The following is a 13,236-nucleotide window of genomic DNA, read 5'->3' as shown; positions in this document are numbered from 1 at the left end:
TCAAGTTTACGGTTTTGATGAAAAATAAAAAGAAATAGTAAAAAAAAACGCTCTAACTTTTAGAGCGTTTTTTTTATTTCATAACTAAGTGCTGATTCTTTAAATAGTCTACTCCATGTCTTCCCTCATTGAAAAGGAGGTCGAGTATGCTTAAATTACTTATAAAACCATATTTGTCATCGAATACTTGTACATAGGATTCGAATTGCGAATCATCTTTTTTTCCATTGACTAAATGGCGTAGATCTAAACTTTGAACAGGATCTTTTAAATACTCCTCTGTTTTGCTATACGTTATTGGTAAAGCCAAACAATCGGTTAGGATTTCTAAAATTTGAAAATTGAGATCCATCAGAAATTGATGTTTCTTTTCAAATATCGGGCGAATATCATCTTCAAAATATTCAAAATACGGAGAGGTTCTATATGATGCCTCTAGGGATTTTAAATGTTGTTTTTGCCAATTGAAGGAATTCTCTATCTGTACGTCTTTAAACTTTTGATGCAGGTCTATAGCGTGTTTAACAGGTATATTGAGCATTTGCATTCCATTGGCACTATAGATATACATTCTATTTCTATTCGTTTGCTTTTGAAAGTTATCATCTACTTCAAAAGTAATGGTATCGGCCTGCGCCATGGCTACGAACTGACTGATCGACGGAAAGTAGGTAGGGTGTAATAAAATATCCATTTAATAAAACTTCATTTACGAATTTCTTTTCGCTTTTCTCTTTTTATAAAAATCATATCCAATCCATCCAATTACTAGGATTACAAAGTATTTGAAATAGGATACCGGTTCGCCATTGCCACCAACGGTAGTAAACATGCGTTCCCAACGGATTTTGTCTATGGCTTTGCTCCACGGTACATTTTGATCCAAACTCATCCAAACGAAAACGGGTTTTCCTACAATATGGTCTTCCGGTACAAATCCCCAGTATCTACTGTCTAGAGAGTTGTGACGGTTGTCTCCCATCATGTAGTAATAGTCTTGTTTAAAGGTGTATTCCGTAACAGGTTGACCGTTTATTTTAATTTCTTCTCCGTTTGTCTCTAGCGTATTGTGTTCGTAGGCAGTTATAACGCGTTTGTAAAACGGCAATGTTTCCGCGTTCAATTTTACAACTTGACCTTTCTTTGGAATTGGAATAGGCCCTAAGTTGTCTTGTGTCCAATTTTTAGTATGTGGAAATATAGCAGTTGTTGCTGTTTTATCAATAATACGTGTGATACTTTTTACATTGGATAGGGTTTTCAAACGCTCTACATTATCGAAGGTCAAAGCATAAAATAACATCGTATCCACGGCGGTATAACCAAACGGTTCAGTGGTTTTTAAATCGCGTAAGATAAAATTTTGATCTATAGGCGTTCCGTCGGTAACAACGGTATACGAATATTGTAATTTGGCACGATCGTTTAAAATCAGTTCTTTTCCGTCGGTATATACAACACCATCTTTGATTTCTAGGCTCTCACCGGGTAAACCAACAGTTCTCTTAACGTAATTGGTCTTTTTGTCAAGGGGTTTGTATACACCTTGGGTATGTTTGCCTGAAAAGTCATAAACAGTATCCGTAGGCCAGTTAAAAACAACGATATCGTTGTGTTGTACTTTTTGGAATCCAGGCAGTCTAAAATAAGGTAGATGCGGTTCAATTAAATACGATTTTGTTTTTGTAAAAGGTATAGAATCATGAACCATCGGTAAGGCTACGGTAGTCATCGGTGTTCGTGGACCATAATTGATTTTACTCACAAACAGGAAATCACCAACCAACAAGGTTTTCTCTAACGAAGAAGTTGGAATGGTAAAGGGTTGTATGATATACGTATGTATTAATGTTGCGACAACCACGGCAAATAAAATGGAGCTTACCGTTTCTCCAGAAGAAGTGGTCGGTTTTAAACTGCGGTTTGGAATATAGGTAACATCAACGGCATAATTGATATAGTAGATATACAAGCCTAGCGTTACTACGCCAAGTATGGTATCTGCAGTTTTGTTTTTCCCAAAGCTTCTGAGGATTTCAACCCATACCACAGGAAACATAATTAAGTTTACTATAGGAATAAAAAGTAAGATCACCCACCATGTTGGTCGGTTGATGATTTTCATTAAAACGATGGCATTATAAACAGGGACTATTGCTTCCCAAGGTTTTCTACCTGCTTTTTGATATAGTTTCCAAGTTCCGGCAAAGTGCACAACTTGGATGATTAAGAAAAATATAAACCATTGTATAAGTGTCATAGCTTAAGAATTAAGTTTTTAAAAAGGCTGTTATTTTTTCAAATTTAAAACATCTTTCATAGAAAAGATGCCTTTTTTATGAAAAATCCATTCTGCAGCTAATACGGCTCCTAAGGCAAATCCATTGCGATTATGAGCGGTGTGTTTGATTTCGATGGTATCGATATCAGAACTATAGTCTACAGTATGTGTACCGGGAACTTGATCTATGCGTTTCGCATAAATTGGAATTGAATCGGCTGCGGTTTTCTCATCGAGAGACCATAGGGTGTAGCTAGAGTTTTTGATGATATCTTGAGCCAAGGTAATCGCTGTTCCACTTGGGGCATCGAGTTTCTGAGTATGATGAATTTCTTCCATAGATACTTGGTATGAATCTAATTGACTCATGATCTGTGCTAGGTATTCATTAAGTTGAAAGAAGATATTCACGCCAACGCTAAAGTTGGAGCCGTATAAAAAAGCGCCATTTTTAAGTTCGCAATATTCGCAGATTTCGTCGTATTGTTCTAGCCAACCGGTGGTACCGGAAATAACTGGGATATTGAGGTCTAAAGCTGCTTTGATATTGGTAACCGCAACATCGGGTATACTGAAGTCAATAGCAACATCGGCTTGGTCTAATTGGTCAAAAGAGGTAGTACTCGTTTTTTTAAGAACGATTTCGTGACCGCGGTCACGAGCGATTTTTTCGATGATTTGGCCCATTTTACCATATCCCAAAAGTGCTATTTTCATAAAGTTGTCTTGTTAAAATTTATACTGTAAACTCAATCCGTATTGGTATTGGTAGTCTACTTCATTGAGTTGAAACGTTGGCTGAAATGTTAATTGATCGCTGACGTTAAATTGCAATAAATGAGCATCGATATTGGCATCAATGATGGTAAGTATATAGATTCCAGCTGTAATTACGGCCGATAAATCACGATTTCGTTGATAGAAACGCTGTCCTGCAATGACTCTATCGCTATCTATTCTGCCAAATTTTGGGTCATCGGGATTATTGGTGTGATTGAGTCGTTTTTTATATTCATTTCTGTATTCCTTATACTTCTTATGGTTGTCGGAATAGAAATAAAGCGAAATTCCCATCCCGATATAAGGGATAGGAACTTTCCAGTATTTTTTATTGTAAAATTGACCCAATCCTGGAACTACGGCCGAGTAAAATGCAGCTCTTGCAGGTGATAATGGATCCATTGGTTTCTCCACAATCACGTCAGGAGTGCTAAATTGTAGCGTATCTGAACTGGATTGACTATAGGATTTTGCAACATTTACTATACAAAATCCGATTAAAATAAGGTACGTTATTTGTTTCACTACTCTTCTAGGAGTTTGATTATTCTATGAAGATCTTCTTCTGAATGGAACGGTATTGAAATCTTCCCTTTTCCATTGGCTGTCGCTTTGATATCCACTTTCGCTCCAAAAAAGGAAGCAAAAGTGTTTTGGTAATTTTCGGGTAATTTATAAGTATTCGGTTTAGCTGGTTTATCGTCTAAGCCCAATAATTTCTGCTGGTAACTCTTTACCAAAGCTTCCGTTTCGCGTACGGATAAGTTTTCACTAATGATTTTGTGGTAAATGTCGGTTTGAGCATCAAGATCATCGATGTTTATAATCGCTCTACCGTGGCCCATCGTGATAAAGCCGTCGCGAATTCCCGTTTGAATAATCGGGTCTAATCTCAATAATCGTAAGTAATTAGCAATGGTAGATCGCTTTTTACCTACACGATCACTCATTTGCTCTTGCGTCAATTGGATTTCATCGATCAAACGTTGGTAGGAGAGGGCAATTTCAATTGGATCTAAGTCGTGACGTTGGATGTTTTCAACCAAGGCCATCACTAGAGAATCGTTATCGTTTGCCAAGCGAATATAGGCTGGGACAGTAGTTAAACCGACCAATTTAGAGGCGCGCAAACGGCGTTCTCCAGAGATTAGTTGGTATTTATTAAATTCTACTTTTCGAACCGTTATCGGTTGAATCACTCCGAGTTCTTTAATACTCGTAGCCAATTCTTTTAAAGAATCTTCGTTGAAGTTGGTTCTAGGTTGAAATGGATTGATTTCAATAGCATCGATATCCAATTCAATAATATTACCGACTACTTTATCAGCATTGGTGTCTGCTGCAGATTTTATATCGTTTTCAGGATCTTTTAGCAAGGCGGATAAACCTCTTCCTAAAGCCTGTTTTTTTATTGCCTTTGCCATAATTATCGTATACGCAACTTATTTGTTCTTTTGAATAATTTCTTCTGCCAAGCTTAAATAATTGGTAGCTCCTTTGCTGGTTGCATCATAATTGATAATACTCTCTCCAAAACTAGGGGCTTCACTGAGTTTTACATTTCGCTGTATGATGGTTTTAAATACCATATTGTTGAAGTGTTTTTGAACTTCTTCGACAACTTGATTGGACAGTCGCAAGCGAGAATCATACATCGTCAATAATAGGCCCTCAATATCTAAATCGGGATTGTGTATTTTTTGAACACTTTTAATGGTGTTTAATAATTTTCCTAGTCCCTCTAAAGCGAAGTATTCACATTGAATCGGAATCACAACAGAGTCAGCAGCTGTTAAAGCATTTAAGGTTAACAGTCCCAAAGAAGGGGCGCAATCAATAATTATATAGTCGTATTGGTCTTTGATGCTTGCCAAAGACTGCTTAAGCATATATTCTCTTTTTTCTTTGTCAACCAATTCAATCTCAATAGCAACCAAATCGATATGAGCTGGAATTAGAGATACGTTAGGAGCAGAACAAGAAATGATGGCTTCCTCTGGGGTATTGCTGTGTTCTAATAATTGATAAGTCCCGATTTCAATGGTTTCAACATCTACTCCTAGTCCAGAAGTAGCGTTGGCTTGTGGATCGGCATCAATTAAAAGCACTCTTTTCTCCAAAGCACCTAAAGACGCTGCGAGATTAACAGAAGTTGTGGTTTTTCCAACGCCTCCTTTTTGGTTGGCAATTGCAATAATTTTACCCATTTTGTATCTAAAATATTTTGAGTCGTAAAAATACAATTTTTTATGGGTTTAGAAAATCTAATTTATCAACAATTTGCAAAAGTATCTATTGCTCAGTGTTTTATATAAAAAAAGAAGTCAAACTAAAAAAATTAAGATTGACTTCTTTATAAATTTAAAAATGAGACTTATTTCTTGTTTCGTACATGGGCTTCGAGCATGTCCCACATTTCCGAAGGTATTTGTTCGAGCATATTGAATTCGCCGGCACCTTGTAGCCATTCTCCTCCATCTATGGTAACTACTTCACCGTTGACAAAAGATGAAAAATCAGAAACCAAATAGGCAGCTAGATTCGCTAATTCCTGATGAACACCGACACGGCGAAGTGGTATTTTCTTCGTTAAATCAAATTTTTCTTGTAAATCTCCAGGCAGTAAGCGATCCCAAGCGCCTTTAGTAGGGAATGGACCAGGAGCAATAGCATTAGATCGGATACCGTATTTTGCCCATTCAACGGCCAAACTACGGGTCATCGCCAATACTCCAGCTTTAGCCGTGGCAGAGGGAACTACATATCCCGATCCTGTCCAGGCATAAGTGGTGGTGATATTTAAAATAACTTTGTTGCGTTCCTTCTGATCGATCCAGTGTTTTCCAAAAGCTAAAGTACAATTCTTAGACCCTTTGAGTACAATGTCGATAATCGTGTCAAAAGCATTGGAAGACAAGCGCTCCGTGGGTGAAATAAAATTACCCGCAGCATTGTTTAATAGCACATCTACTTTTCCAAATTTTTCAAGTACCTCTTTTAGCATGTTCTCCACTTGATCGTAATGACGTACGTCACAAGCAATAGGTAAACATGTTCCTCCTGTTAAGGCTTCCAATTCAGTAGCGGTTGTTTTTAATTTCTCAATATCTCTAGAGGTAATAGCTACTTTTGCTCCCAATTCTAAAAAATAAGTAGACATGGCTTTTCCCAAGCCACTTCCTCCACCAGTTACAACAATTACCTTGTCGTCAAGGGCTCCATCACGAAGCATTTTAGCAGTAAAATCCATAACTTAAAATTTATACGTTACGTAAATATAACAAAAAAGATATATGCATGCATATATCTTTTGAAATTTGTATCGGATTTGAATTTATAGTCGGATGATATTGAATTGATGTTCAAGAGGTTTTAGTTCTTCGAATAAACGGTCGATAAATTGCTCGCCGTATTCCTTATAGAATTCCGAAAAATTGACTACCCGCTCTTGTAAGCTGTTGTTTGGGAACAAACTCAAATGAATATGACTAATCCGTTCAAGAGCTTCACCGTTAAGCTTTTTCTCTGCCTTGTATAGGCGTTGTTCCAAATGGTCTAATCCGTTCAATTGTTTTTTTGCCTGTGCTTTAACGGCTCCGATAAAGGAGGCGTCGGTTTTCAAAGCTATCTTTTCTAGGTCTTCAAATTGGGCTAGCAGAAATTGCCGCTGTTGGTCAAAGTCAAATGTGTTATTTGATAAGGCCTTACTCTTTAAACGAATTAATTCATCGTGTTTTAGAAACAGCTCTTGCCAGCTCAGTTTGAGGCGTTCGATCTTTTTGTTTTGTTTCTCACTAACCAATAGTACCGCATTGCGCAACAACAACATCGGGAATACGATCTGATGGTGTTCAAACACTTTCTTCAATTCCAACCAATATGCTAATTCGCCACCGCCGCCAATATAGCAGAGATTGGGTAAAATGATCTCTTGATATAGGGGACGAAGAATCACGTTTGGACTAAATCGTTCCGGAAATGCTCGAAGTTCTTCCAAAATAGCTTCGCGTGAAAAGACGAGGTTAGTATGGTTGATCCTATATTGGTCTTGTTCAAATAAGATGCGTTCTCTCAATCCATCTTTGATATAGAAGAGATTGATTTCTCGGGGATTTACTTGTATGAAATAATCGTTTAATAAGTCAAAACTCTGTTGAGTTTTTGTGAAAGAACTTTGTTCGTAAAGCTCTGCTTGAACATAAGGGGCAAATATCGTTTTTAGTTCTTTGTCATCGCCGTCCAAAATAATAAGACCGTGTTGACCAAAAAGGGCATTGGCCAAATAACGCGTTGCATCGGCTAGATTGTCGTGCTCTAGGTAAGCTTTTTTAAACCAATCTCTGATTTGGTTGGCATGAATACCAGCACCTAAATGAGAAGAAAACACGGTAAAAACTTTGTCTAAATCTTCGGTAGATAATCTACCTACTGGGCCAGAAGCCGCTCTGTTCCATTGGATTTTTTTATCTTCAAATTGAAAGTGATTGATCTCGTCAAAATCGTGATCCTCTGTGGCCATCCAATAAACCGGTACAAAATTTTGTTTCGGATATTGTTTTTTTAATTGCTGGGTCAAATTGATCGTCGAGATGATTTTATAAAGAAAGTATAAAGGTCCTGTGAACAAATTTAATTGATGGCCAGTGGTTATCGTAAAAGTCTGCTCAGAAAGTAGACTGTCTATGTTTTGTTGGGTTTCTTTACTCGTATGGAACTTTTGATATTGTAACTGTAATGCTTGATGCAATACCTCACGATGGGCTTTTGGAAATTGTTGCTGTTTTTCCTGAAATTGATCTTCGAAATTCTCTAAGGTAGGAAATCGATGATAGAGTTCTTTTATTTTGGGCTCTTGGTTGAGATAGTCTATAATTAACTCGGAAAAATAACCGGAATTTTGATAAGTAATACAGTCCAAAGGCATAGTTTGTTTTTTTGCTAATTTAAAGAAAAAAAGAACCTTAAAGAAAATAAATCGATATTGGGTTTGAAGCATATCGATTTAACATTTTCAATGCATAGTACGATTCTTCCAAGTCTGTTTAGCTGGATACTTTTAAGTATTTCTAACTTTGATAGCAACTTTGTGGTTTTTTAATATGCAGCAACTTCCTCAGTTAAGGCTAAAATCTCACCCTACCATTTTAAAATCATCGCATTATTTGCACCCAGCCTTGCAATTTTCCGTTGAGTGTTTCGAGGCTATACCAATAGGTCCCGTCGGGTAATTCTTTTCCACTGCTCGATTGTCCATACCATTGATTGATATAGTTTCCTGAGAACTGATATACTTCTTGTCCCCATCTATTGAAAATCACTACATCGGTGACACCGAATGGCGTCAAATCCCAAGAGTCGTTTTTGCCATCTCCATTTGGTGATATACCCTTAGGTATTTTACAATCGTTGTTAAAGACGGTAAAGCTGGTTTCAAAGATGCATTCATCGGCATCTGGTTTTTCTTTGTCAACAAGGTCTTTTTCACCTTTAGAACTGGCATAAATATAGATCAGGCGTTTACCGAAAATCGAACTGCTTTCGGGTGCCTTTGGATCGATCCGGGTTCCGGTTCCTCGTGGTCCATGCGGTTGGGTATAATAAGCATAGGCTTCGGGTAGTACCGGAAGCTGATAAGGATCACATTCTTTGTTGTACTGATCTGGAATCGTGATTCGTCTATTGGATTCGAGAGATATATGGGAAATGATATAACAGCCTTTTCCATTTTCAAAGCGAACATAGACGGTTTCTTCGGTGCCATAGGCTACCAGATGAGATTTATAGTTTTCCAGTGCATTGTTCGCGTTTCTGGCATCTTCTTCTTCTCGGTAATAGCTGATTTTATATTTACCCGATTGTTCCCCTTTTAGTAGAGACGTCAATGCGCGAGTTAAATTAAAACGCAATCCATCAGTATGTTCTTCACCGCAAATTTCGGAAATACGAGTCTCGCTAGAGCTTAGAGTTGTGCGACTTGGAATTAAATTTAAGGCTACCAGAATTGGACATTTTTGATTTAAAGTGATTCTGACGTAAACCGTCGTTTTCTTTGAAGTGAATTCTTTGGTATTGCTAATAACAGCCGCGCTGTTATTTTGAGCATCTGTCAGGTTTTTGTAATATTTAAATTCGATACCGGTTGGATCGGATACAATAATAGATTCATAACTTTTTAAATCGAAAGTTTCCATGCCGTCTAAATCATCGTCACAAATTTCATAATCAAATTGTGTGTCGGTTACCCGTGGATTGCTGTCAACTATTAAGTTTAAAGTTGCCGTTAGTGCACATTTTCCCTGTATACTTACTCGAGTATAAACGGTTCTGCTTGTTGCTGTATACGACGTAGGAGTTGAGATAAAATTGGCATTGTCTTGTTCTGCATCAACTAGATTTTCATAATATTTAAAAACGAGATCCTTTTGATTATTTGCGATAAATTTTTCTTGACTGGTCAAGTCGAAAATAGCCTTTTCGGTGTATTCTCTCTCGCACAGTTCGTATTCAATTTCGGTTTCTAGTAGAGTTGGCGGATAAATCAGTATGAGATCGGCTTCGACGATTTTCGCACATTTATCATTGATTGCTACACGTATATACACGGTTTTTAATCCAGAAACATATTTTTGAGGTTGAACGATCGTTTTATTATTGTTGTCTTCAGCGTCGGATAAGTTTTCATAATATTTAAACTGTAAATCCGTTTGCCCGTTTGCTATAGTGGGTTGCATGCTGGTCAAGTCAAAGGAAACCGTTCCGGACCTGTCATAATCACAGCTTTCATAGCTGATTTTTTTCTGCTTGATAACGGGGGATTTGTCAACAATAAGATCGATTTTCATGACCTTTTTTAAAATCCCGTTAGGACGTTTGACGCGAGCGTAAATAGAATTGGGGTTACTAGCGGTATATGCGGTGTGATTTGACGGTAAGGTATTGGTCGCCGTGGCATTGTTGGCATCGATTTCTGAAGCGAAAAAGTCAACTACATAGGTGGGATCACTAGTTTTGATTTCATCAGCGATTTCAGTGAGATCAAAGTTTTCCTTCCCATCGTTGTCAAAGTCACATTTATGGTAAGCTTTATCCAATAAGATACAATTAAGAATCGCATCTCCTTCAAAGGATAGGGTAAATCCGGAATCTTTGGTAGACCATCTATTTACGGCAATCAAGATTGCATCACCGGGTTGAACATCGTAATAACGAACCATACCCGGTATCAGTCCACTGATATTTGCGCTGGGCAATTCGCAGGTTTCTATCGGTTCGTGTAGGGATAGACCTACGGTATATACACCGGTTTGTAGCGGACTGTTTTGTGATCCTCGATCGGCAGGACCTAAATTATTGATGTTGGGGTTTAGCCAAGTAGCAAAATCATAATCCACATCATTGGTGGGAGTAATCGTAAAGGCAAAGGTTGTTCCTGACATGATCTCTACATAGTAAAGTACTAAAGTGTTGGTCAACGGTATGGTGCTACAATGAGTGATCAGGTTGTTGTATTTGGTACCAGTTGGAGTGGGATTGACAATGTTTTGGTTGGAACAAACTCCTATGATATCACTGGGGCTGACAGCCTGACTATAGGAGGTCAGATTGTACAGTAGTGCGATTGTAAAAAGCAGTATATTTTTCATATATCAATAAGATCTTTATATAAAGTTATATGACATCGCTTTATCATCATTGGCGTTTGTTGTATAAACGCGTTGTTTTCGTGGCGATTTCATAATTACTTTTTTAATTTTTGCGTAAAGTCCACGTAGTTTAAATCCTTGGAAATCGCATTCCTTTTAATCTAAAGGTAAGCTATTCAAATATATATAAAAAATTAACAATATATTAAGTATGTGATGTATTTTAATTAATATTGTTGAATATGCGCTGTTTTGATACGGTTTCTGTAATTTCAAGGTATCGTTAAACTAAAGATTAATTGATTACTTTTGTACTTTATTTCAAAGTCTTGGAAACAACAGTTACTTTAATTACACCGCCTTTTACGCAATTAAATACTCCTTATCCCGCTACGGCTTATATCAAAGGTTTTTTTAATACGAAATCCATTGCTTGTTTTCAGTCTGATCTGGGAATCGAAGTTATTTTAGAGCTTTTTTCTAAACGAGGACTGGTGGATTTATTTGAATACATCAAGCTTCATAACGGGGATTTTTCTGAAAATACCCGACGTATAGTAGCTTTGCAACACGAGTATAAGGCTACTATTGACCCGGTTATGGCTTTTTTACAAGGTAAAAACCCTACGTTGGCTCATGCGATTACGCAGGATGTTTTTCTACCGCAAGCTTCTCGATTTAATCAATTGGAAGAATTGGAGTGGGCCTTTGGAGCTATGGGAATCCAAGACAAAGCCAAACATTTAGCTACCTTATATTTGGAAGATCTATCGGATTTAATTGTCGAAACGGTCGATGCTAACTTTGGTTTCAGCCGTTATGCCGAAAGATTGGGGCGTTCGGCTAATAGTTTTGACGAGTTGTATGAAGCTTTACATCAAGAACCCACCTATATTGATCAGATCAGTTTAAAATTGTTAGAGAAAATTATCAGCACTTCTCAACCTTCTATAGTGGGTTTTTCAGTGCCTTTTCCAGGTAATTTGTACAGTTCTTTTCGCTGCGCTCAATGGATTAAGAAAAACCATCCACAGATTAAAATTACGATGGGAGGCGGTTTTCCTAATACGGAATTGCGATCGTTGACCGATGTACGCGTTTTTGAGTTTTTTGACTTTATTACGCTGGATGATGGCGAAGCTCCGTTGGAGAATCTCGTTTTATACGTGGAGGGAAAGATTTTACAAGAAGAGTTAAAGCGCACTTTATTGCTAAAGGAGGATAGGGTTGTATATATTAATAATCCTTTAAAGAGAGATTATAAACAGGCTGAAGTTGGCACTCCTGATTACTCGGGTTTGTTGTTATCGGAATATATATCCGTGATAGAAATCGTCAATCCGATGCATCGAATGTGGAGTGATGGACGTTGGAATAAATTGACTATGGCACACGGTTGCTATTGGGGTAAATGTACCTTTTGCGATATATCCTTAGATTATATAAAAGTATATGAACCCGTAGCGGCAAAGCAGATCGTTGATCGCATGGAGGCCCTAATTGAGCAAACGGGCGAGACCGGTTTTCATTTTGTCGATGAAGCGGCACCACCTGCTTTGATGCGTGAAGTTGCTTTGGAAATTATTCGAAGAAAAATAACCGTATCCTGGTGGACAAACATTCGATTTGAAAAGAGTTTTACCAAAGATTTGTGTTTGCTTTTTAAAGCTTCGGGTTGTATTGCAGTTTCCGGCGGATTAGAAGTAGCGTCTGATCGTTTATTAAAATTAATTGACAAAGGCGTGACCGTAGAGCAAGTTGCTCGGGTCAATAAGAACTTTACTGAAGCGGGCATCTTGGTGCACGCTTATTTGATGTATGGTTTTCCTACACAAACCGCGCAAGAAACCATAGATAGTTTGGAAATGGTTCGTCAAATGTTTGAAATGGGAGTTATGCAATCGGGTTTTTGGCATCAATTTGCCATGACCGCACACAGCCCGGTCGGTATGAATCCCGAATTATTTGATGTGATCAAAATAAACACAGAATTGGGTAGTTTTGCCAATAACGATCTGGTTCATAAAGAAAAGTCAGGTGCACAGCACGATAAGTTTTCCTACGGTTTAAAGAAATCCTTGTTTAACTTTATGCACGGAGTTTGTTTTGATTGGGCTTTACAAGAATGGTTTGATTTTAAAGTGCCTAGAACATCGATATCGCCCAATTATATCGCTGCGGTGTTAGAACAAGATGTGCTTCCAATTTACAAACCAACCAACAAGGTTTTCTGGTTGGGTACTTCGCCTCAATTGGAGTTTTATACCAAAACCAAAAAGGGAAGAACCTTTGAAAAAGCAAGCATGCTTTTTTATACTAAAAAAAACACCTTAGCTATAGATACCGACAAAGTAATAGGAGAGTGGTTTGTCGATTTGGTTGTAAAACTAAACGAAAAAGCCTCAAAAACCCTAACTTATCAAGAGATGAAAGTAGATTTTGAAGCTTATTGTCAGGAGGATTTTGAGCCTTTTTGGTACTCAAAAACCGCTAGAGATTTACGCTCAAACGGCTTGTTGATTTTGTAATGTA

Annotated in this window: 10 protein-coding genes; 1 reads left to right on the top strand and 9 read right to left on the bottom strand. The window is 37.6% G+C overall.

The window, feature by feature from the left end; translation table 11 throughout:
- Positions 1–73 precede the first annotated feature (73 nt).
- From L1275_RS07060 to L1275_RS07020, 9 genes are all read right to left on the bottom strand, one after another.
- Entirely contained in the window at positions 74–694 is a 621-nt protein-coding gene (locus L1275_RS07060; protein WP_253471230.1) for a WbqC family protein, read from the bottom strand.
- 15 nt (positions 695–709) lie between these two features.
- A complete protein-coding gene (gene lepB / locus L1275_RS07055; protein ID WP_253471228.1) occupies positions 710–2,260 on the bottom strand; it encodes a signal peptidase I in 1,551 nt (516 codons plus the stop codon).
- Positions 2,261–2,290: 30 nt separating this feature from the next.
- Complete coding sequence (gene dapB / locus L1275_RS07050; protein WP_253471211.1) at positions 2,291–2,998, bottom strand: 4-hydroxy-tetrahydrodipicolinate reductase; 708 nt, start codon at positions 2,996–2,998, stop codon at positions 2,291–2,293.
- A 12-nt stretch (positions 2,999–3,010) separates the two neighbouring features.
- Entirely contained in the window at positions 3,011–3,463 is a 453-nt protein-coding gene (locus L1275_RS07045; RefSeq protein WP_253471209.1) for a DUF5683 domain-containing protein, read from the bottom strand.
- Positions 3,464–3,585: 122 nt separating this feature from the next.
- Positions 3,586–4,485 (bottom strand): ParB/RepB/Spo0J family partition protein, encoded by a 900-nt coding sequence (locus tag L1275_RS07040; protein WP_253471207.1) that lies wholly within the window; start codon positions 4,483–4,485, stop codon positions 3,586–3,588.
- Positions 4,486–4,503: 18 nt separating this feature from the next.
- Positions 4,504–5,268: a ParA family protein gene (locus L1275_RS07035; protein ID WP_253471205.1), complete on the bottom strand. Its 765-nt coding sequence runs from the start codon at positions 5,266–5,268 to the stop codon at positions 4,504–4,506.
- Between the two features lie 167 nt (positions 5,269–5,435).
- A complete protein-coding gene (locus tag L1275_RS07030) occupies positions 5,436–6,311 on the bottom strand; it encodes an SDR family oxidoreductase (protein WP_253471203.1) in 876 nt (291 codons plus the stop codon).
- 84 nt (positions 6,312–6,395) lie between these two features.
- Complete coding sequence (bshC, locus tag L1275_RS07025) at positions 6,396–7,985, bottom strand: bacillithiol biosynthesis cysteine-adding enzyme BshC (RefSeq protein WP_253471201.1); 1,590 nt, start codon at positions 7,983–7,985, stop codon at positions 6,396–6,398.
- A 226-nt stretch (positions 7,986–8,211) separates the two neighbouring features.
- Positions 8,212–10,704 carry a gliding motility-associated C-terminal domain-containing protein gene (locus tag L1275_RS07020; protein WP_253471200.1) on the bottom strand — a complete coding sequence of 831 codons (2,493 nt, stop codon included), beginning with the start codon at positions 10,702–10,704 and terminating at the stop codon, positions 8,212–8,214.
- Positions 10,705–11,033: 329 nt separating this feature from the next.
- Between L1275_RS07020 and L1275_RS07015 the strand changes: the two genes are divergently transcribed.
- Positions 11,034–13,232 carry a radical SAM protein gene (locus L1275_RS07015; RefSeq protein WP_253471198.1) on the top strand — a complete coding sequence of 733 codons (2,199 nt, stop codon included), beginning with the start codon at positions 11,034–11,036 and terminating at the stop codon, positions 13,230–13,232.
- Positions 13,233–13,236 lie beyond the last annotated feature (4 nt).

The organism is Flavobacterium sp. HSC-61S13 (assembly GCF_024171535.1).
GTDB lineage: Bacteria > Bacteroidota > Bacteroidia > Flavobacteriales > Flavobacteriaceae > Flavobacterium.
Note: the sequence above shows the minus strand (reverse complement) of the source record. Positions and strands in the feature narration are given on the sequence as shown.